Origin of the sequence: Streptomyces sp. NWU339 (assembly GCF_003143855.1) — a bacterium.
Lineage (GTDB): Bacteria > Actinomycetota > Actinomycetes > Streptomycetales > Streptomycetaceae > Streptomyces.
On sequence record NZ_QFRK01000042.1, the window covers coordinates 60,108 to 81,627 of the forward strand.

At 72.8% G+C, this 21,520-nt stretch carries 15 protein-coding genes and 1 pseudogene; 2 read left to right on the forward strand and 14 right to left on the reverse strand.

What is annotated here, in order from left to right:
• Positions 1–128 precede the first annotated feature (128 nt).
• From DIZ27_RS33695 to DIZ27_RS33755, 13 genes are all read right to left on the reverse strand, one after another.
• On the reverse strand, positions 129–2,201 hold the full coding sequence (locus tag DIZ27_RS33695; RefSeq protein ID WP_109382209.1) for a PQQ-binding-like beta-propeller repeat protein: 2,073 nt from the start codon (positions 2,199–2,201) through the stop codon (positions 129–131).
• Between the two features lie 12 nt (positions 2,202–2,213).
• A complete protein-coding gene (locus tag DIZ27_RS33700) occupies positions 2,214–3,155 on the reverse strand; it encodes a hypothetical protein (RefSeq protein WP_109382210.1) in 942 nt (313 codons plus the stop codon).
• Between the two features lies 1 nt (position 3,156).
• The gene (locus tag DIZ27_RS33705; protein ID WP_109382211.1) at positions 3,157–5,898 is read right to left on the reverse strand and encodes an SAV_2336 N-terminal domain-related protein; all 2,742 of its coding nucleotides are present in this window, start codon (positions 5,896–5,898) and stop codon (positions 3,157–3,159) included.
• Positions 5,899–5,902: 4 nt separating this feature from the next.
• Entirely contained in the window at positions 5,903–7,015 is a 1,113-nt protein-coding gene (locus DIZ27_RS33710) for a MoxR family ATPase (RefSeq protein WP_109382212.1), read from the reverse strand.
• A gap of 58 nt (positions 7,016–7,073) precedes the next feature.
• Positions 7,074–9,137 carry a caspase family protein gene (locus DIZ27_RS33715; protein ID WP_109382213.1) on the reverse strand — a complete coding sequence of 688 codons (2,064 nt, stop codon included), beginning with the start codon at positions 9,135–9,137 and terminating at the stop codon, positions 7,074–7,076.
• A gap of 3 nt (positions 9,138–9,140) precedes the next feature.
• Positions 9,141–10,220: a hypothetical protein gene (locus DIZ27_RS33720; protein WP_146229042.1), complete on the reverse strand. Its 1,080-nt coding sequence runs from the start codon at positions 10,218–10,220 to the stop codon at positions 9,141–9,143.
• A gap of 301 nt (positions 10,221–10,521) precedes the next feature.
• On the reverse strand, positions 10,522–11,937 hold the full coding sequence (locus tag DIZ27_RS33725; RefSeq protein ID WP_109382215.1) for an amidase: 1,416 nt from the start codon (positions 11,935–11,937) through the stop codon (positions 10,522–10,524).
• An 80-nt stretch (positions 11,938–12,017) separates the two neighbouring features.
• Positions 12,018–14,012: a GAF domain-containing protein gene (locus DIZ27_RS33730; protein WP_181383815.1), complete on the reverse strand. Its 1,995-nt coding sequence runs from the start codon at positions 14,010–14,012 to the stop codon at positions 12,018–12,020.
• Between the two features lie 75 nt (positions 14,013–14,087).
• On the reverse strand, positions 14,088–14,897 hold the full coding sequence (locus DIZ27_RS33735) for a 3-hydroxybutyrate dehydrogenase (protein ID WP_109382216.1): 810 nt from the start codon (positions 14,895–14,897) through the stop codon (positions 14,088–14,090).
• Positions 14,898–14,951: 54 nt separating this feature from the next.
• Positions 14,952–15,431: an NUDIX domain-containing protein gene (locus DIZ27_RS33740; protein ID WP_109382217.1), complete on the reverse strand. Its 480-nt coding sequence runs from the start codon at positions 15,429–15,431 to the stop codon at positions 14,952–14,954.
• A 68-nt stretch (positions 15,432–15,499) separates the two neighbouring features.
• Complete coding sequence (gene lnt, locus DIZ27_RS33745) at positions 15,500–17,110, reverse strand: apolipoprotein N-acyltransferase (protein ID WP_109382218.1); 1,611 nt, start codon at positions 17,108–17,110, stop codon at positions 15,500–15,502.
• Between the two features lie 150 nt (positions 17,111–17,260).
• Complete coding sequence (locus DIZ27_RS33750; RefSeq protein WP_109382219.1) at positions 17,261–17,806, reverse strand: hypothetical protein; 546 nt, start codon at positions 17,804–17,806, stop codon at positions 17,261–17,263.
• 90 nt (positions 17,807–17,896) lie between these two features.
• On the reverse strand, positions 17,897–18,682 hold the full coding sequence (locus DIZ27_RS33755) for a glutamate racemase (RefSeq protein WP_109382220.1): 786 nt from the start codon (positions 18,680–18,682) through the stop codon (positions 17,897–17,899).
• A 39-nt stretch (positions 18,683–18,721) separates the two neighbouring features.
• On the opposite strand from DIZ27_RS33755, the gene DIZ27_RS33760 reads away from it, so the two are divergent.
• Positions 18,722–19,915, forward strand: a complete 1,194-nt coding sequence (locus DIZ27_RS33760) for a glycosyltransferase (protein ID WP_109382221.1) — start codon at positions 18,722–18,724, stop codon at positions 19,913–19,915.
• A 19-nt stretch (positions 19,916–19,934) separates the two neighbouring features.
• On the opposite strand, the gene DIZ27_RS33765 is transcribed toward DIZ27_RS33760, so the two are convergent.
• Positions 19,935–21,221 (reverse strand): TerD family protein, encoded by a 1,287-nt coding sequence (locus tag DIZ27_RS33765; protein WP_109382222.1) that lies wholly within the window; start codon positions 21,219–21,221, stop codon positions 19,935–19,937.
• Between the two features lie 118 nt (positions 21,222–21,339).
• Here DIZ27_RS33765 and DIZ27_RS46565 point away from each other — a divergent pair.
• Positions 21,340–21,520: pseudogene (locus DIZ27_RS46565) on the forward strand (IS630 family transposase); the annotation flags it as partial.

The window sequence follows — 21,520 nt, forward strand, 5'->3', positions numbered from 1 at the left end:
GCTGTGAGCTGAGAACGCGTCAGCGATCGTAGTGGGACTCTCACCCCTCTGTCAGAGGAAAAGGCAAAATCTCTCATTCTCGTTCCTGATATGCATGTACATCACCTGGTGTACGGGTATGACGGAGTTCAGTTCACGGCCCGATACCTGCCGCCGGCCAGGGACAGCCTGCGCACCGCGCCGTCGAGGCCGACCGCGATCAGACCGTCCTCGACCGGACGCAGTCCTGAGACGTAGGGCAGTTCCCAACGCCCCAGCGGACGGCCGTCATGGGCTCCGAGCAGCCGGATCCCGCCCTGGTCGGCGACGCACACGGCCGAACCGTCCACGAGGACGTCCAGGGCACACGGGGCCGCCCCGCCGAGCACCGACGTCGTCCACAGCGGGCGGCCGCCCCCGGCGTCCAGAGCGGTCACCGACCCTTCCGTGGTCACGACCACGACAGCCCCGCCGCATCCGACGGCGGCCAGGTGCACGGTGCCGCCGACCGGCGCGGTCCACAGGTGCTCTCCCGTCACCCGGTGGAGCGCGTACACCCTCCCGTCCGCCCCCGGTACGACGACGACCTCGTCGAGCGCCGTCACGCCGGCCGGGCCGGCGGCACTCAGGTGCACACTCCACAGCCGGCTCCCGTCGTCCATCCGGCGGCACACCACCTGGCCACGGTCGGTGCAGTAGACCGCCCTGCCGACGGCCACCACCGGCCGTCCCGTCACCGCTCCGGCGTTCTCGACGGCCCAACCGCGGTCCCCGGAGCGGAGGTCGAGGGCGTGCACGCGGGTCCCCTCGGCCACGAAGAGCCGGTCCGGGTCGTCACCGAGGGCCCCGGACCAGCCGACCGCGTGGACCGCCGCGGTGTACCGGTGCCGTGCGTGCGCGGGGCCGGCCGCGGCCAGCCGGACATGGTGCACCGCTCCGTCGGCGGCGCCCAGGACCACCGCGTCCCGTGCCGGAACCAGTCCTCCTCGCACCGGTGCGCCGAGGTCCAGGCGCCACAGGGGCCGCCCGCTCCGGTACTCGACGCCGTAGAGAACCCCGCCGGCCGTGGCGATCAGCACCATGTCCCCCATCAGCCAGGGAGGAACGCGCAACCAGTCGTGGCAGTGCCACACCCATCGCTCACCGGCGGCGGGTGCGGGTACCGGGGCGGTGGCGGGTACCGTCGCGGGCGCGGGCACTGTCGGGGCGAGGCCGTGGTCCGCCCTGCTCCCGGGGCGCGACCGTACCCGCTCCCTCGTCCCGTCCGGTGCCCGCCCGCTCTCCCGTTCCCCCGCCTCCTCCCGTGCCAGGCGGTCGGCGCACGGCCCGATGAGGGAGCGCAGCGCGTCCAGGTGACGCCTGAACACACTCAGCGCCGCGGGCGGGTAGGGGATGCGGTCCGCGTCCGTCGCGCGGGCCAGCGCGGCGCGCACGTCGTCCATCGTCGGACGCTCGGTGTCGGTGAACCGGAGGCACGCGGTGACGATCTCACGCAGCGGACCGGCCTCCAGGCCGGTGATGTCCGGTGGCTCCGTCAGGGCCCGTAGCCGGATGTCGAACTGGTTGTGCCCGTTGTAGGGGGGATGTCCCGTGGCGGCGAACAGCAGGGTCGCGGCGAAGGCGAAGACGTCGGCGGGCCCCTGCGCGCGGCCGAGGCCGCTCGCCTGCTCGGGGGCGGCGTACTGGAAGCTGCCCATGGCGTCCGCGGTGACGGTCACGCAGGGTTTGGCGGCGAGCCGTACGAGGCTGAAGTCGATGATCCAGGGACGGGTCGCGGTGACGAGCACGTTGCTCGGTTTCAGGTCCCGGTGGTAGAGCCGGGAACCGTGCAGGCCGGCCAGGGTGCCCGCCAGACGGCGGCCGAGTACGAGCACCGTGTCCTCGGGCAGCGGGCCGGAGCCGTCGACCAGCTGTTGCAGTGAGGGGCCCGGGATGTACCGCGTGGCCAGCCAGGGGCGGCGGGCGTCCGGGTCGGCACCCAGGAGTTCGGGGATGCCCTCTCCCCCGGCCCGGTCGACGGCCTCGATCTCGCTGTGGAAGCGGGGTCTGAGCCGCTCGGACTCGGCGATGTCGGTGCGGATGAGTTTGACCGCGGCGAACCGCTCCCGCCCGCCCGGTTCCTCCCGGCCCAGGAACACCTCGCCGAATCCGCCCGCGCCGATCCGGGACAGCAGCCGGAACCTGCCCAGCTGCCTGGGGTCCTCACGCCTCAGTGTCTCCATCGAGGGCACCGGTCAGACCTCTCCGTGTGTGTCGGCCCGGCGGCCCGGCCGGTCTCGTGGCCCGTCGTCGCAGGGGAACGGGGCGGGGGCGGTGCGCAGGGCGAGGGCGCGCAGCATGCCGTCGGTGCCCAGTTCCTGCTGCAGCAGCCGCAGCCGGGCCAGGTGGGTGCGGGCGGTCGGGGAGAGGGGCTCGGGCGGGATCCCCTCGTCCACGACACGCCGCCGTGGTGACGACGCCTTCGTGTAGCAGATCCAAGGCATGTCCTCAGTGGCGTCGGGGGCCCAGGTCGCCGCCGTCAGCGTGGCCCGGTAGCCGTAGGACAGCAGGGAGACGACGGCGTCGATGACACCGATCCGGTCGAGGGCGAACCGGTCGTCCGGGGCCCGCAGGGCGACCGGCGCCTCCAGTGCGACGGCGGCGGTGGCGGCCGTCCAGCCGAAGCCGGCCTTCTCCACCAGGCGCGTGGTCCGCTCGATGTGGTCGGCCTGCGCCGTGAGGAGCACGGGGGCCGACGCCTGCTCCTCGTCGGCCTCGGTGGGCAGCGGTACCGGCCGTACCGCGTTCCACAGGGAGACCAGTCCCAGCCCGTGCCGGGCCAGTTCCTCGTAGGGCAGCAGGAAGCACCGGGTGGTGGCGGACCGCCGGCCCGAGGAGTCCCAGGTCGCCTCCGCGAAGCTGTTCCAGTCCGTCACGGAGACGGTGATCCACCTGCTCGCGGTGTCCTCCCCCGCGGCGCCGCAGACGCCGAAGGAGACCCAGGGGAGCACCTCGCCGGGGCGTCCCGCGGTGGACCAGGGCGGCGGGGTGCCGAACAGCGTGGCTCTGATGACCCGTTCGAACCACGGCACGGCCGAGGGGCCGTCGCTGCACCGCAGGACGCGGTAGTCGCTGCTGTCTCCCGGCGATTTCGACAGCACCGCCCAGCGCGCGCGCAGACGGAGAGTGGGAGTCATGTCAGTTCCCTCCCGAGGCGCGCCCCAGGGCGATCAGCGGTTCCAGCACGTTGACCGGCCGGGCGGGGCCGCGCAGCGCGGGCAGGCCGTGTTCGTCGTGGGTCTGGTTCGAGCAGTCGTCCAGGTTGAGCGTGCCGCCGCGGGTGCGGTGGAAGCCGATCGCCGACACCGCGTACCAGAGCACGTGGTCCGGGAGGAAGTACGCCTTCGTCAGCGCCCGCGCCCGCGCCACATAGGCGGAACGGTCTGCCAGCCAGCCGATGTAGCCCTCCGCGTCGACGGCGGGTACGCACGGGTCTCCCTGCGCGTTCTGACCGACCCAGTTGCCGCGCCGGGCGCCCTGGAAGACGGAGGGCTCGTCGAACTTCGTGACGCAGAAGGCGACGCGGTGCGGCAGGCGTCCCCGCACCAGCCGGCCCTGTTCGTGGAACTCCTGCAGCAGTCGCTCCAGGTGGGGGGCGAGGAACTCGGCCTGGGGACCGCTGCCGGTGGGGTCGACCAGGATCACCAGATGCCCGGCGCGGCCCAGGTGCGCGTCGAGGATGTGGTTGTCGCCGTAGTTCTCCCGTTGGTACTCGTGGCCGCCGACGTCGCAGAAGTCCAGTGCGAAGTCGATCCGCTCCGGCCGCCGCCGGCCGGTGAGTTCGGCACGAAAGACGTACGAGAACGAACTCGGGCCCAGCGTCGCCTGGGGGAACTGGCGCGCCACCGCCAGGGCGTAGGTCTGCTGCACGAGGAATTGCTCGGCCCGCTCGCTCTCGGCGATGACGTTCCAGCGGCCCAGGTCCAGGGGCGCGCCCGCGGCGGCGAGTCCCGCGGCCGCCAGGAAGGTCGTCTTGCCGCTGTGCGCGGCCCCCAGGACGGCGATGGTGTGTCTCGTCTGCCGTGCCGCGGCCTCCCGCGTGGCGCGTTCCCCGGACCGCACGCCGTCCCCGGGCCGCACGGCTCCCCCGGTCTCCGCGGTCTCGGGTACCGAAGAGGGCGCACGGTCGGCCGCCGGGACCGGCGCGGGAGCCTCCAGGTCCTGCGGGGGCGGGGCGGGGGCGGCTGCGCCGGTCCGGTGGTCGAGTCCGTCGACGGCCGCCTCGATGCGGCGCACCGCCTCTTCGTAGGGAGGGCCCATCCCCCGCAGGATGCGGGCGGCGATCTCCGCGAACGGGCGGGTCTCCGGGTCGATCTGACCGATCAGGCGGGCATCACGCGGGGAGGCCAGCAGGGCGGGGAAGGCCAGCGAGGCACGGCCCTGCATCCTGGCCACGTACGCGGACACCGTCTGGAAGACCCGCACCGCTTCGACCCGGTCCATGCTCTCCAGCAGGATCTGCCGGGCGTCCCCGGTGAACTCGTAGGCGGGATCGTCCGCCGGTGTCCCGACGCCCTCCCGCGCGCGCCGGGTACGCAGCAGCCCGCTGAAGAACACCTCCGCCAAAGGGGTGGGGTCGTAGGGCTCCTTGCGCCAGCTGCTGGTGACCATGTGCGTCAGCCACATGGTGGACAGGCTCAGCGGCACCACGGCAAGGCTGCGCAGCAGCCGCCGGGCACGCCCGCCGGCGACGGCGTCGAAGTCGTCGAGCAGCTCACCGGCGGTGGCCGTGTCCAGTGGGACGGCGTCCGGGGCGCCGGGAGGACCTTTCCGCCCGCGTTCCGGGCCGGGGGCGACGATCCAGGCCGAGGCGGACACCGTACCGTCGTACGCCCCGGTGACCATTGCGGCCCAGCGGTTCAACGGTCCGGGCGCGAGGGGTACGACGGGGACCGCGTGCGGGCGGCCGCCGGAGGGCGGGCGGCCATCGGGCCACAGGTCTCCCAGGGACCAGCCGGCCGGTGTGAACCGCCGCGCGAGGCCGGTGAACCGCCCGGACCGGACACCCTGCGTCTCCGGGTGGAAGGACACCGGCAGCGGGTCGATCCCGGTGCGCCCCCACAGATAGCGCGGCAGCAGATGGACGATCACCACCGGTCCGTACGAGGACAGCAGATGGACCTGCTCCGACATCCGGCCGTCGTGCCAGCCGGGCCCGACGCCATCGGTGACCAGGGCGATCAGGCGTCTGCCGTCGGGCTCCAGCAGCGTGCGCAGGCTGCCGGAGCCACCGTCGGCCGCCGAGGGCACGGTGCGGGCGGTCCGCGAGTCCAGCCGACGCACGGTGATCGACCGGAAGGCGCCGTACTGGGCGACGGCTCGGGCCAGTTCGCGCAGCAGCGGCGTCCACAGCCTCATCGACGAGCCGGTGTCGCACACGAGCGCGAGGTCGAAGTGCGGTTCCTCGGCGGGCTTGACCATCGGCACGACCATGCCGGTGGCCGCCGCCCACTCGGCGGTGGCCACCTCGTCCACCACGGTCCGTGCGGGTGAGGGGCTGGTACGGCGCAGGGGGCGAAGGGCGTTGCCGAGCCCCGGGCGGCCGGGCAGCATCCGGGGCGGCAGGGGCGCGTCGACCAGGGCGGTGATCTCGCCCGCTCCGGTGAGCAGCGGCTCGGCGTCCCTCAGCCACAGCCCCATGTCCGCCCGGCCGTCCGGTGTCCGGCCCGTGGCACCGGCTCCCGGGGACGTACCGCGGTGCGCGGGGGCCCCGCCGCCCGGGGCGAGGCCCGTGGACCGGAGGTCGTGTCCCGGGCCGCCCGTCGTCGACGGCGGGCCGGCCTGGGGCAGTCGTGCGGCCAGCCAGGCGATGTCGAGGACTTCGCTCAGCCCGATCCCGGCCGGGGAGTCCAGCAGCGCCCTCGCGACCTCCGGGTGCACCGTGTCACGCCCCGGAGAGCGAGTGGAACACGGCGTTCGCGATCGTCTCCATGTCGTCCGGTCCCAACTGGGCCGTGAGCCTGAGGCGTACGGCGTTGATCAGCTGGTCCGGTGAGAGCTGGCGGCCGGCGGTGGTCAGTCCCTCGTACTGTTCCAGGATGTCCTCCACCTGGGAGAGGTCCTCCATCTCGGGGACGTGCGCGCGGAGGATCTCGTGGAGACGGGTCCCCTCGGGACGCTTGAGGGTCAGGAAGAGGCACCGCCGGCGGAAGGCCGGCGGGAATTCCCGGTCGCCGTTGCTGGTGAGGATGACGATGGGGAACTGCGCGCACCGGACGCGGCCGTCGTGCACGGGTACCCGGGCGTTTCCGTCCCAGCTGAGCACGTGGACCGGTGACTCGGCGACCCGGCGCAGCTCGGGGATCTCATAGCCGCCGGTCTCGAAGACGTGCAGCAGGTCGTTGGGCAGATCCACGTCGCTCTTGTCGATCTCGTCGATCAGCAGCACGCGGGGCCGGCGTCTGGGCAGCAGCGCGTCGCCCAGCGCGCCGAGCCTGACGTACTGTCCGACGTCCTCGTGACCGCCCTCCGCCCGGTCGCCCTGCGGGCGGCCGGGCACGTCCTTGCGCAGGTTCATGTCGTGCAGGCGGCCCAGCACGTCGTAGTCGTAGAGCCCTTCGCGCAGGGTCGACCTGCTGGTGATGCCCCACCGCAGGACGGGGCCCAGGGCGAGCTCCCGGGCGACGGAGGCGGCCAGGGTGGTCTTCCCCGTTCCGGGCGGACCGGTGACCAGCAGGGGCCGGCGGAGCTGGATGGCGGCGTTCACCAGATCGTGCGCCTCCCAGTCGCCGCGATAGGCGACCGCCCCCTGGGTGTCCCACCACTCCTCTTCCTCGGTTCCGGGCGGCGGCACCGGGAGACTGCGGTGCGTGGGGTCCCGCTCGCGCAACGAGTCCTCCGACCTGGGGGACACCAGTGCCCGCAGTCCGAAGGAGCGCCAGGGCGGGGGTTGGGGAATGTCCGGGACCGCGCCGCCCGGAGTCCGGGGCCCGCCCCAGTGCCCCCGGTAGACCCACCAGTCGGGAGCCGTCGCGCCGGTGGCCGTCCCTTCCGTCATTGCACTTCCCTTCTGTCGTGGGACCGTCGCTCCGGCCGCGTGGGGCCGGCCGCTCCGGTCAGGGCATGGTCACCGAGGTCGGGACGAACGGAGAACGACGCGGGTCGTCGAAGAGCACGACCATGTCCCGGAACACTCCGGCCTCGTCACCTCCGGTGCTGCGCAGGTCGAAGACGATCTCGGGAAGGTCGTGCAGGGGACGGCCGTCGAGTCTTCGCATCAGGCTCTCCCGTACCAACGCGCCGTCGCAGACCGCGTCGTCGTCACCACCGCGCGCACAGCCGTCGGCCGGGGGCCGGTCCGGCCAGATGGCCAGCAGGGCGCCGTTGTTGAGGGCGGTGCCGACGAGGTCGAAGTGAGCCGACTCGGTCAGCGGGCGGGAGAGCACGATCCCGGCGTACGGCTCGGCCGCACCGTTCGTGTCCTTGGCACCGTTTCTGAGGAACGCGGTCTCCATGGCCCGGGTGTGCCGTGCGAGCTCCGCTCCCCCGGTCGTACAGGAAGTGGTGCAGACGCTCCACTGCAGGCGGGCCGCGGGAACCGAGTCGAGGAGGGACGCCCCGCGTTGCCACCGCAGTGTCTGGGGGCCTTTGCGGTGCCGCCAGCGGTCCCGCAGCACCACCGGGCCGCTGTCCCCCAGCAGCGGTGCCTTCCCGCTGGGTACGGCGAAGCTCGGCAGGGTGTCGAAGCGGTGGCCGAACAGGTCCCGGTCGACGATGAACTCGACCCAGGCTCCGTCGAGTGCGGAACGGACCTTGGTGGGAGCGCTGTGGTGGATCTGCTCCACGAGCGTGGCGAACCCGTCCTTGTGCCAGCTCTGCTGCTGCAACCGGATCCGTTGACGCTTGTGTTCCGTGTAGAACCACGCCTGGGCGCGGTAGCTCGGCCCCCGGGCGTCCCACGGCGCGAGGGGCCCGGCGGGTGCGGCGGGCGCCGGGCCGTGGCTCAGTTCGTCCCGGCGTTGCAGGTCGATCACCAGGTGGCCGCGCTGCCACGGGGAGGTGGGCGGCACGGAGACGGTCGCCAGCGGTGGCAGGCCCTTGTGCGCGGCCCAGGAGGCGTACCACTGGTGCATGTCGTCCCGCAGCCGCTCGATCCGGGCGAGGACGGCGCAGAGGCCGGTGATGCAGTGGCTGCCGTCCGCGCGGTGGGGCAGCCGCGTCACGCGCACGGCCGTCTCCGGCAGGGACAGGTCGTCGGCGATGCGCGGGCCGAAGGCGTGCAGCCACTCCCACACCCCGCTCTCCTCCCGCGGAGTCAGTTCGGCCCGTTCCACCGCCCGGCGCAGCGCTTCGGCCTGGGCGGCGGTGACGGCGACGCCGGGGAGGAAGTCCTGGTCCACGAGGAACCGGCCCCGGTGGGACAGCCAGTAGTGGGTGGGGATCTGGCCGTAGCCCGGGTCCTCCTGCCGATAGGCCGCGCAGAAGCGGTCCTCGAGGGCGACTGCGGTCTGCTCGATCTGTTCCAGGTCCAGTCGGTCACCGGACGGCAGCGCTTCCAGTTCGTCCAGGAGCCGGTCGGTGAACACTCCGCCCCGGTCCTCGTCGAAGAGGGCCTGTTCGCCGTGGCGGGCGCCGTAGAGCACCAGCGGGTTCCAGTCCGGGTGGGGTACGACGCCGTCCGCGGTGACCAGCGTCTGAACGCCGCCGTCCGGGCTCTGGACGAAGTCCGCCTCCCGGCAGGCGTCGATCACGAACAGCTGGCGTTCGGGTCTGCCCGGGCCGGCCATTCCGCGTTGCAGGTCCTCGAGTTCGACGCGTTGGTTGTACGGGAGGTACAGGAAGTGCCTGCGGCCCTCCCGGCTGACGGTGCCGTGTCCGATCCAGTAGAAGACGAAGGCGTCGGCCTCCTTCAGGCCGTCCAGGAGTCTGGGCCGGGCGAAGAACTTGACCATCGAACCGAGATCGGCCGCCACCAGATCGGCCGAGGTGGCCTTCAGCCGGGCCGGCAGCGGGTCGGGCAGCGGTCCGGCGTTGGTCAGGAAGGTGATGGAACACGGTTCGGCGACATGGCTCACCAGCCAGGAGGCGAAGCGGACACCGGAGGCCAGGGAACCGGACATGGGCCGCAGCGACGAGCCCTCGTACGTCTCCGGGCACACCACCAGAGCGCGTACGACCATCGATCAGCACTCCTCGACGGCCGTGCGGACCGCGTCGTACACCCGCGGTGTGGTCCAGTAGGCGCCGTGCGCCCGGGGGAACGGCTCCCGGGTGTCGACGGCGACGTCCCTGACCCGGCCGGCGAAGTGGTCGTCGGCGGGGAAGGCCAGGAGGTCCTCCTGGTCGACGATGTTCACCCAGCGGTCCGGGAAGTGGTCCGGCAGGGATGCGCCGAGGCGGTGCGTCGCCAGCGCGTCGAGACCGTACAGGTAGGGAACTTGGCTGCCCACGGTCACCAACAGCCGTACGTTGGGCAGGGCGTGGGCCACCAGACTCTCGAAGCAGGCGATGCCGCCGAGGCTGTGGCCCAGCAGGACCACGGGCCCGCCGATCTCCCGTACCCGCTCCGCCAGGTAGGTCCGCAGGGGCCTGCCGCGGGCCTGGTAGAGCAGGATGTCGCCAAGAGCCGGTGTGGCGCGGGTGAGGAGGGCACCCCGGTGTCGCCGGACCACCGGACGGGCCATGTGCTGTGCCGTGGACCAGGCGACGGCCCGGGCCCTGTCGCCCAGGCCGAGGGCGGCTCCGCCCAGGGTCTTCTCCACGACACGCCACAGCGCGTCGCGTTCCGCGGCGGAGACGAGAACGGGGCCGCCGGCGTCGCGTTCGCGGAAGCGGATGTAGGCGGAGGTGACGGACCGCGCGACCAGGTCGTGCGACGCCCTTGCGGTGAGAAAGGGAAGGGCCGCGGCGAACTCCTGGGCGCGCAGCAATTCCGCGACGGCTTCACGGAATTGCTCCCTCGGCTCGCCGTCCGGAATCAATTCGCCGACATCGGGATCGTCCGCCAGATCCCGCACGCGGCTCCTCAGCAGATTCAGCGCCCTCGGCGAGGTGGCGGACGCGCCACCGGGTGCCCCCAGGACCGCCGTCCGGATCTCGTAGAGCGGGTCGTCGTACAGCCGGGCCCACACCGCCCGCTCCGCGTCCGACCAGGTGACCCCGGAACCGTCGGGGGACCATGCCGGTCCCGCACCGTCCGGCGCGTCGGTCCCGTCCGCCGGCGCGACACCGAGGACGTCTCCCCAGGAGCACGTCTCCACCACGGTGCCCGGCAGCACCTTCCGGAAACCGTCCCCGATTCTGTCGAGCGCTTCCTGCTCACGCTTCGACCGAACGCCCGTTCCGTGAACGAACAGAATTGTTTTCACACGCGTTCTCACATTCCCCCGACCCCGGCGCCGCGGCCACGAACACCGCGGCGGCCGCCAACATTAGCGCGGCATGAGGGACCATCACCCCGAACTTCATGAATTCGACACAGTCGGGGCATAAGTCACCTGTCCGGAAAGGTAATCACCTTCAATCGATCAGAAGCGGACAAGGCGTCAGGCGCGACGACCGCGCTCACACATCCTGGATACGCCGGAAAGGGCGGTCCGCCTCCAGCTCGAACGCGACCTCCAGCAGCGCCCGTTCACTCCCGGGGCGGCCGGAGAACATGATGCCGACGGGCAACCCGTCCTCCGTCGCACCCGGGGCGGGCACCGAGATCGACGGCGTACCGACGACATTGTCGACCGGTGTGAACGCGACGTACGCCAGAATCCGCTCGATCAGTGTCGGGTAGGAGACGGCCGGGCTGAGATGACCGATCGGCGGCGTGGTGTGGGCGAGCACGGGGGAAAGGACCAGATCGAACCCGCGGAACGCCGCCGCGTACGCCTCCCGGGTACGTTTCAGCCGCCGCAGCACGCCCGGAGTACGCCGCCAGGACTTGACGTATTCCTCGCGCAGCCCCCTGCTGAGGCCGTCCATCCGGCGCCGGTCGAAGTCCGCGCCGAGGGTCCGGCCCGTGACGCCGAGGAGAAACGACAGCAGCCCCCAGTAGGTGAGGAAGTCCTCGGTGAAGCGGGGGTCGATGGCCAACTCCACGGGCTCCACGGTGTGGCCCAGCCGTTCGAGTGTCACCACGGTCTCGGTGACGGCTTCCCGGGTGGTGGTGTCGGAGGGGACACCGTTCGGCGAGTCCAGCAGGAATCCGATGCGCATCCGCCGTCCCGAGGGACCTTCGACCAGGCCCAGGGGCGGCAACTTGGGGTTGCGCCAGTACGTCTCGGCGGCGGCGAGGAACGCGGCGGTGTCGCGCACGGAACGGCTCACGATGCCGTCGGAGACTACGTCCAGAGGCAGTTGACGGCCCTGCGCATTGGCCACGACCCGGCCACGGGTGGGCTTGAGACCGACGAGTCCGCAGCAGGCGGCGGGGATCCGGATCGAGCCGCCGCCGTCGTTGGCGTGGGCGATCGGCACCGCCCCGGCGGCGACGAGCGCCGCACTGCCGCCCGACGAACCACCCGCCGAGTAGCCCGTGTTCCACGGGTTGCGAACGGGCTCGGCACCCTCGTACTCCGTGGTGGGGCTGAACCCGAACTCGGGCAGCCGGGTCTTGCCCAGCACCGTGACGCCGGTGCTCAGGAACTGCCGGGCGAACGGCGCGTGCCGCCGCGCGGCCGCCGGAGTGAAAGCGGCGCTGCCGTGGCCGGTGGGCAGTCCCCGGTAGTCGGTGTTGTCCTTGACGAATGTCGGCACCCCGGCGAAGGCGCCGCCCGCCCCGCCGACGTGCGCCGGGACGTCGGCGTGCGTCTGGACCGCGTTGAGTCTCGCCTCGACCGACCGCACCCGCTCCGCCGCGTCCCGGGCGGCCTCGGCGGCACTCACCTCCCCCCGCCGGATCGCCGCGGCGAGACCGACGGCGTCGTGTTCCCCCAGGGCGTCGTCCCGGAAGGCGTGCACCGCGCCGCGTTCCTCGAAAGTCGTCACCGCTACCTCAGCTCCCGGCCGTACGGATGGTTGCCCGGCATCATTCCGTACCGACAAGTAACACGCGAGAGGTCCGCCCGTCAGCTCCGTCCGGGTGTCGACGGGTCCGCCGGTGCCGAGAACCGGTACAGGCGCAGGGCCAGCTGGATCTCCAGGGCGCGGGCCGGGCTCTGCCAGTCTTCGCCCAGAAGGCGGCCGACGCGCTCCAGGCGCTGGGCGACCGTGTTCACGTGCACGTGCAGGTCGTCCTTGGTACGGGCAGGGCTCATACCGCAGGCGAAGTACGTGTCGAGGGTGCGCAGCAGTTCGGTGCCGCGTCGTTCGTCGTACACGACGACCGGACCGAGGGTGCGGTCGACGAAGCCCGCGATGTCCCGCTCCCCGGCCAGGAGCAGCCCCAGGAAACCGAAGTCCTCGGCGGCGGCACCGTCGCCGGAGCGGCCCAGCACGCGCAGGGCGTCGAGGCAGCGCCGGGCCTCCGCGTAGGCCGCCGCCACGGTGTCGGGGCGGGCGGTGAGGTGCTCGACCGGGGCGGACGCGCCGACGGTGACCGGCTCGTGCACGGCCGTTCCCAGGTGCCGGGCGGTACGACGGGCCAGGTCGGTGGCGGTGTCACCGGGAGCCAGGGGCAGCAGCAGGACGGTACCGCCGTCACGCGCGGAGGCGAGACCATGGCGGGTCGCCGCGAGGTGCGACGCCGCGGCCCACAGGCGCCGACGGGCGTCCGCCTCCTCGTCGGCGTCGGCGGCGGCGCCCTCCAGGCGGGCGCTGAGTACGGCATGCGTTGCGTCGAGGTCGGCGTGCAGCCGGGCCGCGCGCTCGCGCAGCAGGCGCGGGTCGCGGTCGCGGGCGTCGAGCAGGTGGTCGAGCAGTTCGCCGCGGACGCGCTGCTCCGCCTCGGCGGCGGAGCGGCGGGCGAGCAGCAGGAGCGAGGTGACCATGGCGGCGCGTTCCAGAGTGCGCTGGTCCACGGGGTCCAGGCCGGGGTGGCCGCGCAGCACGAGGGCGCCGAGGAGTTCGTCGCCCGCGGCCACGGCGGCGATCCAGTCGCGGCCGTGCCGTACCGCGTGTCCTTCCGCGCGGGACGCCTCGAGGGCCTGGGCCGGGGCGGCGGCGGCCTCGATGAACTCGACGGTGCCGTCCAGGACCTGGGAGACGGCGGCGGCCACGTCATGGACTCCGCCGCCGCGCAGGACGAGTTCGGCGAGCCGGTCGTGGACGTCGGAGGCGCGTTCGATGACCCCGCTGCGGTCCTGGATGATCTCGTTGGCGCGCTCCAGATCGGCGAGGGCCGAGCGGGTCTCGGCCAGCAGGTTCGCGGTGTCGATGGCCGCCGCGGCGAGCGCGGCGAAGGAGCCGACCAGGGCGACCTGTTCCCGCTCGAAGACCCGGGCCCGCCGGTCCGCGGCGAACAGCACGCCGATGACGGTGTGCCCGAGCATGAGGGGCACCCCGAGGATGGCCACCAGTCCCTCGTCCCGCACGCCGGTGTCGATGGTGAGGGTGTGCTCGAAGCGGTCGTCGCGGAAGTAGTCGTCGGTCACATAGGGGCGGGCGGTCTGGGCGACCAGGCCGCCCAGGCCCTCGCCCATGCCGAGGCGCAACTGCTGGAAGCGGGCCGCGACCGAGCCCTCGGTGACCCGCATGTAGGTGTCGCCCCGGGCGGGGTCGTTCAGGCTGAGGTAGGCGACGTCGGTGCCGAGCAGCGAGCGGGCGCGCTGCACGATCGCCTGGAGCACGGCGTCCAGGTCGCGCAGTCCGGCCAGGTCGTGCGCGGTCTCGAAGAGCGCGGACAGCTCGGCCTCCCTGCGGCGCCGCCCCTCCAGGTCGGAGCGGACGCGCAGGGCGAGCCGCCTGGCCTGTTCGAGGGCGGCGATCCGCTCGGCGGGCAGTCCCTCGGCGCGGGCCAGGAGCACCGGCTGCTCGTAGGCCTCGGCGGACGCGCCCCGGGCCAGGAGCTCCAGGAACGGCGCCTCGGCACTGCCGTACGCAGAACGGTCGTCAGGACGGGCCCGGTCCGGCACTGTCGGACCGGGAACCGGGGGCTCGGTGGACTGCACGTGATCGCGGGACATGGTCTCAGGATTCCTCATCCCGCGTTCGCCCCGTCAGACCTGTGGACAACTCGGCCGGTGGGGCCGGACGGTGGCTCAGTGCGCGGTCCAGCCACCGTCCAGCACCAGCGAGGTGCCGGTCACGAAGGACGCCTGCGGGGCGCACAGATACGCCACCGCCTCGGCGATCTCCTCCGGTTCGATGAGTCGTTTGACCGCGCTGTCCCGCAGCATGACCGTGGCCACGACCTGCTCCTCGGGGATGCCGTGCGCGCGGGCCTGGTCGGCGATCTGCCGCTCGACCAGCGGGGTGCGCACATAGCCGGGGTTCACACAGTTCGAGGTGACGCCGTGGGGCGCGCCTTCGAGGGCGGTGGTCTTGGACAGCCCCTCGAGACCGTGTTTGGCGGCCACATAGGCGGACTTGTATGCCGAGGCACGCAGCCCGTGGACCGAGGACACGTTGACGATGCGGCCCCAGCCCTGTCCGTACATATGGGGCAGGGCTCCGCGGATGAGCCGGAACGGCGCCTCCAGCATCACGGTGAGCACCGTGTGGAACACCTCCGGCGGGAAGTCCTCGATCGGCCGTACCAGTTGCAGTCCGGCATTGTTGACCAGCACGTCCGTGCCCACGGCGACGAGTTCGGCGGCGTCCAGGTCCATGAGGTCGAGAACGTGCGGCTCGACGCCGCCCCCGAGGCCCCGGGCCTGCTCGGCCAGCGCCTGCAGGCCGGCGGCGTCCCGGTCGACGGCTCTCACCTCGGCCCCGGCGGCCGCGAGCCGCAGCGTGCAGGCGCGGCCGATACCGCCGGCGGCGCCGGTGACCAGAGCGGTACGGCCGCTGAGGTCGAGCGGGGAAACATGAAAAGCGCGGCGGGCCTGGCGGGCGTGGGGCGCGGTCATGTCCCGACCCTAGGCAGCGCCCCTGCCCCGCCCCATATGGTGACGCCCCACAGTTCAGCCGGAACCAGTGGAGTCGAACCATGTGGGTGCGTCGGCCATGGCTTGCTTGATCCGGAAGCGCCCGAACTCGTTGAGATCCGGCAGCGCGTCCACGGCGAACCAGCCGACGTCCAGCGACTCGTCGTCGTTGACCCGTGCCTCACCGCCGACGGCCCGGCAGCGGAACGTGATGTCCATGTACTGGCAGATGTCGCCGTTGTCGTAGGTCACCGGGCTCAGCGCCTGGACCAGGACGACGCGCTCGACGACGCAGTGCACCGCGGTCTCCTCCTCGACCTCGCGCACGGCACAGGCCGCGGGCTGCTCCCCCGGGTCGGGGATGCCGCCGATCACCGACCACTTACGGGTGTCGGACCGGCGGTTCAGCAGCACTCTGCCCTCGTCGTCGAAGACGAGGGCGGTGACCCCGGGGAGCCAGAGCAACTGGTGGCCGGCGGAGGCGCGCAGGGTGCTGATGAAGTCAGGAGTAGCCATGCTGTGGACCTTAGCGGGCGGGTCGGGCCGTGCCGCGGCGCTTCAGGGCGTGTGTGCCGGGCGTACGACTACGCGTCACCGGCGCGCCGCCCGCGCACACCTGCGCCGACGGCCCACCCCAGGCCGCCCGCGGCGACCAGGACGAGAGCGGTCTCGGGGAGGACGCCGAGGCGGGTGGCGGGGGTCTGCGAGGAGCGCAGCGGCACCTCCTGCACCAGGGAGTCGGCGACGAACATGCCGGTCTTCTGGCTGACCGTCCCGTCCGGCATGATGATCGCGCTCACCCCGCTGGTCACCGGGACGGTGACGGTGCGGCTGTGCTCGACGGCGCGGACCCGGGACATGGCGAGCTGCTGGTAGGTCATCTCGCTGCGGCCGAAGGTCGCGTTGTTGCTGGGTACGGAGATCAGCTGGGCGCCGTCCTTGACGGTGTCGCGCACCGCCCAGTCGAAGGCCGCCTCGTAGCAGGTGACGAGGCCGACCCCGGTCCCGGCCATGGTGAACACGCCCGGTTCGGTGCCCCGGCTGAAGTCCTGGCGGACCATCGACGTCCAGTCGTCGTTGATCGCCCCGAGCAGAGGGCGCAGCGGGAGGTATTCGCCGAACGGCTGGATCTGCCGCTTGTCGTAGGTGTCGACGGGGCCCTTCACCGGGTCCCAGAGGACCTGCTCGTTGAGCAGCCTGCCGTCCTTGCCCACCACGGCGCCGACCGAGACGGGCACGCCGATCGCCTTGGCCGCCCGGTCGATCACGGCATACGCGTCGGGGTTGGCGAAGGGGTCGATGTCGGAGGAGTTCTCCGGCCACAGCACGATGTCGGGCCGCTCCACCCGGCCCGCGTCGACCTCCGCGGCCAGGCGTTCCGTCTCGCGCGCGTGGTGGTCGAGAACGGCCCGCCGCTGCGAGTTGAAGTCGAGCCCCAGCCGCGGCACATTGCCCTGGACGACCGCGACGGTCGCCGTACCGGTCTCGGCCGTGCCGCTCACCAGCGGCCGGGCGGCCACCGCGGCCACGGCCGGCACCGCCACGCTCAGCGCGCCGACGGCCGCCGCGACGCGCCGCACGGTCCCGGTGCGGCGGGCGTCCACCGCCACCCGCACGATCTCGTACAGGCCGAAGCCGCACAGCACGACCGCGAAGCCGAGCACCGGGGTCCCGCCCAGTGCGGCGAGCGGCAGGAAGACGCCGTCCGCCTGCCCGAACGCGATCTTGCCCCAGGGGAACCCGTGGAACGGCACACGCGCACGTGCCGCCTCACCGGCGATCCACAGCGCGGCGGCCCACACCGGCCACCCGGGCAGCTTCGACACCGCGGCGACACCCGCGCCGACCAGCGCGACGAAGAGCGCCTCGATCACGGCGAGGGCGATCCACGGACCGGGTCCGACCTCCACACCGGTCCAGACCAGGAGCGGCAGGAGGAAGCCCAGCCCGAAGAGATGGCCGAGGCCGAGCCCTGCCTTCCAGCCGCGCCCGCGCAGCACCCAGCCGAAGACGGCGAAGGCGGGCAGCGCCAGCCACCACAAGGTGCGCGGCGGGAAGCTGATGTAGAGGAGCAGCCCGGAGAGTGCTGCCGCTACGGCCGGAACGAGGCGCGCGAGCCGCCTGGACCACGCCTTGGGCGCGGTCTGCGGCGGCATCGGGGCCGACTCGCCGACGGAGGTTGCGGTGACGGTCACCCGGAGAGTCTACGGCGCGTGACCTGGGCGCCGACCGCACGATCGCCCGGCCGCGGAGCGCGGCCCGGCCGGGACCCGGCCACCGGGCGGCACGGTTCGCGCTGCGTCTGCCGACCGAGGGGATCGCGGTGGCCGCTCTCCCCCGGCAGGTCAGTGGACCGGGCCTGGCCGGTGCGGGCGCAGGCGGTCGCGGATGACGCGTACCGCTGCCTCCGCGTCGTCCACGGTGATCGTGAAGGTGTGTCCGTCCCACAGGCTCAGGACGAGGCCCTCACCACGGCGCACGACGACCGCCGTGCCCTTCTCGGGCCGCCAGCGGTAGCCCCAGCCGCCCCAGTGCCGCGGGGTGACGTGCGGTACGAACTCGGCTCCGGCGACGTGCGACAGCGGGATGCGGCGGCGCGGCACGCCCATGTGACCGCAGCGCACCTCGAGGTGGTCCTCGTCGACACGCAGCGCGACGTGCACGAAGGCGAGCGTGCCGAACAGGACCAGCAGCCCGGCGGCGATGCACCCGACGACGGCCATGGCCAACGGCGCGACGCCGGTCGTCCACGTCGAGTCGACGGCCAGCACGATGCCGAGCGTCACACAGGCGGCACCGATGAGTGCCAGGAGCCACTGCATGCGGTTGGTCGCGCGGCCGGTCCAGACGTGGGGGTGCGGGGGGTGGGCACTGCGGGGGTGGTCCCTCATGCGCTTGAGGCTACTTCGGTTTCGCCGTGTGGGTACGGGGTCGCACGGCGTGACTGCGCCGACCGGGCGTGAACCGGTTCCTCGACGGTCTCACCCGGCGGGGGTGACCTCCTGCAGCAGCCGGCCTTCCGCGTAGGTGAGGGCGGCCGACGGAAGCGTGCCCTCGCGGCCGCTCAGCAGCACCGTGAGGGTGCCGGTCGCCGAGGCCTCGGGGGCGGGCCGTTCCCCGACCCGGCGCATGGCCTGGGCGGCGACCGCTCCGGCGGAGCCGTGCAGGACCAGTGGCGGCCGGCCGGGGCGCCGCACGGCGGCCCGGATGCGTTCGGCGACCAGTTCGTAATGGGTGCAGCCCAGGACGACGGTCGTCACATCCTCCGGGGTGAGTTCGGCGGCGGCGGCGACGGCCGCGTCGATCGCGTTCTCGTCCGCGCGCTCCACCGCTTCCGCGAGACCCCAGCAGGGCACCTCGGTGACGGTCACGCCGTCGGCGAAGTCCCGGATCAGGTTCCGCTGGTACGGGCTGCCGGTCGTCGCCGGGGTGGCCCAGATGGCGAACGGCCCGCCGCCGGCGGCCGCCGGCTTGATCGCCGGGACGGTGCCGATGACCGGCAGGACCGGTTCGAGGCGGGCGCGCAGGGCGGTGAGGGCGTGCACGGTGGCGGTGTTGCAGCCGACGATCAGGGCGTCGGGCCGCCGTGCGGCAGCCGCCTCGGCGACGGCCAGGGCGCGGGCGGTGAGGTCCTGGGGAGTCCTGGGGCCCCAGGGCATGCCGTCGGGGTCGAGGGAGAGGACGAGATCGGCGTCGGGGCGCAGGCGCCGTACCGCTGCGGTGGCCGCCAGCAGGCCGATTCCGGAGTCCATGAGCGCGATCTTCACCCGGCCACGATAGACGATGAGCCGCTTCCGGCCGCTTCCGTGGGGCAGACTGCGCGCGTGAGCGCCGTAGTGTGGACCGCCGCCGTGTCCCTCGCCGCCTGGCTGTGGCTGCTGCTCTTCCAGGGCTTCTTCTGGCGTACGGATGTCCGGCTGCCGGCCCGGCGGGAGCCGGAGGCGTGGCCGTCGGTGTGCGTGGTCGTCCCCGCGCGTGACGAGGCGGCGGTGCTGCCCGCGAGCCTGCCGTCGCTGCTCGCCCAGGACTACCCCGGGCGGGCGGAGGTCTTCCTGGTCGACGACGGAAGTACGGACGGCACCGGGGAGCTCGCACGGGAGCTGGCGGGCCGGGCCGGGGGCCTGCCGCTGACCGTGGGCTCGCCCGGTGAGCCGCCGGCCGGCTGGACCGGCAAGCTCTGGGCGGTGCGGCACGGCATCGGGCTGGCACGCGCGCGGGCGCCCGAGTACCTGCTGCTGACGGACGCCGACATCGCGCACGCGCCCGACAGCCTGCGTCGGCTGGTCGCGGCGGCCCGTACCGGGGGGTTCGACGTCGTCTCGCAGATGGCGCGGCTGCGCGTGGAGAGCGTCTGGGAGCGGTTGGTCGTACCGGCGTTCGTGTACTTCTTCGCGCAGTTGTATCCGTTCCGCCGGATCGGGCGGAGGAGGACGCGGACGGCCGCGGCGGCCGGGGGCTGTGTACTGCTGCGCGCCGAGGCGGCCGAGCGGGCGCGGATCCCCGACGCCATCCGGCAGGCCGTCATCGACGACGTGGCCCTCGCGCGGGCGGTCAAGTCCGGCGGCGGACGGGTCTGGCTGGGGCTGGCGGACCGGGTGGACAGTGTGCGCCCGTATCCGCGGCTGGACGACCTGTGGCGCATGGTGTCGCGCAGCGCGTACGCGCAACTGCGGCACAGCCCGGTGCTGCTGGCCGTGACGGTCGTGGGGCTGGCGCTGGTGTACCTGGTGCCGCCGGTGGCCGTCGTCGCGGGACTGGTGGCCGGGGACCGGGGGGCCGTGGCCCTCGGTGCGGCGGCCTGGCTGGTGATGGCGGGAACGTACGTCCCGATGCTCCGCTACTACCGGCAACCGCTGTGGCTCGCTCCCCTGTTGCCGTTCACCGCGTTCCTGTACCTCCTGATGACGGTCGATTCGGCGGTGCGGCACTACCGCGGGCGGGGTGCGGCCTGGAAGGGCCGTACCTACCCGCGTCCGGGCGCGCTGCCCGATGAGGGCTGAGCCGGCCGGCCGTCGAGGGTCACTTGCGGCCCGGGGTCCAGTTCATGCCCCATCCGTAGGCGCGGTCGACGGTGCGCTGAGGGCTCACTCCCCGCTCGGGCACCAGATAGCGGGCCTCGCGCTGGACGACGAGGTCGCCACCGGTGTTGGTGATGAGGGCGAGGGCGCACACCGTGGAGGGGACGGTGCACTCGTCGAGCGAGAAGTCGACCGGGGCGCCGTGCTGCGGCTGGAGGGTGACCGTGGCGTGCAAATCGGCGAAGGAGCGGGCGCCCTCGTAGATGGTGACGAAGACGAGGATGCGCCGGAAGTACTGCTGGTGGTCGAGGTTGACGGTGAGGTTCTCGCCGGACGCGACGGCGCCGGTGCGGTCGTCGCCGTCCAGGTGGATGAACGGGGGCCGCCGCAGGGATCCGAAGGCGTTGCCCAGGGCCTGGACGACTCCCTTGCTGCCGTCGGTGAGTTCGTACAGGGCGCACAGGTCGAGGTCGAGGTCGGAGTGCATGGCGGCCGGGCGGCCCAGCTTGCCCGCCCAGCCGGAGAACTGTTTGCGCACCTGCCAGTTGAGGTTCACCCGGAGGGCACCCGAGGTTCCGCCCTGTTTGGTCAGCGAGACGGCCGGGGCCTCCTTGGTGAGCGTCACCTTGGTGAGCCGGACCGGCGCCGGCGACGTGGCGGGCGGGGCGAGGGGCCGGGCCGCGGGGGCCGGAGGAGGCGCGGGGGCCGGAGGAGGCGTGGCGGCCGGGGGCGTCGAAGGCGGAGCCGGGACGGCCGGGGCGGCGTGCTGCGGCTCGTCCACGGTGATGCCGTAGTCGGTGGCCAGGCCCTCGAGTCCGTTGCTGTAGCCCTGCCCCACTGCGCGGAACTTCCAGGCTCCCTGACGGCGGTAGAACTCGCCGAGCACGAAGGCGCTCTCGCTGGTCGCGCCCATGCTGTCGAACCGGGCCGCGACGGTGCCCCGCGCGGCGTCCCTGACCTCGATGTACAGGTCGGGGATCCGGCCGAAGGTGCCACCGTCGGAGGAGGCCGCGAGGATCACGGTCTCGACACCGGGCTCCACGCGCGTGAGATCGACGAGAAGGGTGTCGGTCACCTGCCCGCCGGCGTTCCGCTTGCCCTCGTGCCGGACGGCTCCGGAGGAGTGGGCGGGTTGGTTGTAGAAGACGAAGTCGCCGTCGGAGCGGACCTTGCCGTCGGCCAGCAGCAGCGCGGAGGCGTCCGCATCGGGGACGCCGGGGCCCGGGCGCCACCCCAGTTCCACCCTGAGTGCCGCGGTCGGCACCGGTGTGTTCGATCCCTTCGACATTGACATGTCCGCCCCCATCACGTGCCACCTCGCCAGGTCACACCCGGCGTCCGTCGGATCTCGTCCGCCCAACCTAGTGTCTTGAGTCTTTGATTCATTGCATAAGTATGCTGGGGTCATGGCGCGAATGGGACGGCCCACGGTCGAGGTGGTTCTCACCGACGACGAACGCGAGACGCTGCAGCGCTGGGCGAGGCGCCGCACCTCTTCCCAGGCTCTCGCGCTGCGCTGCCGCATCGTGCTGGCTTGCGGAGACGGGGCATCAAACACTCGGATCGGCAAGGATCTTGGGGTTCACC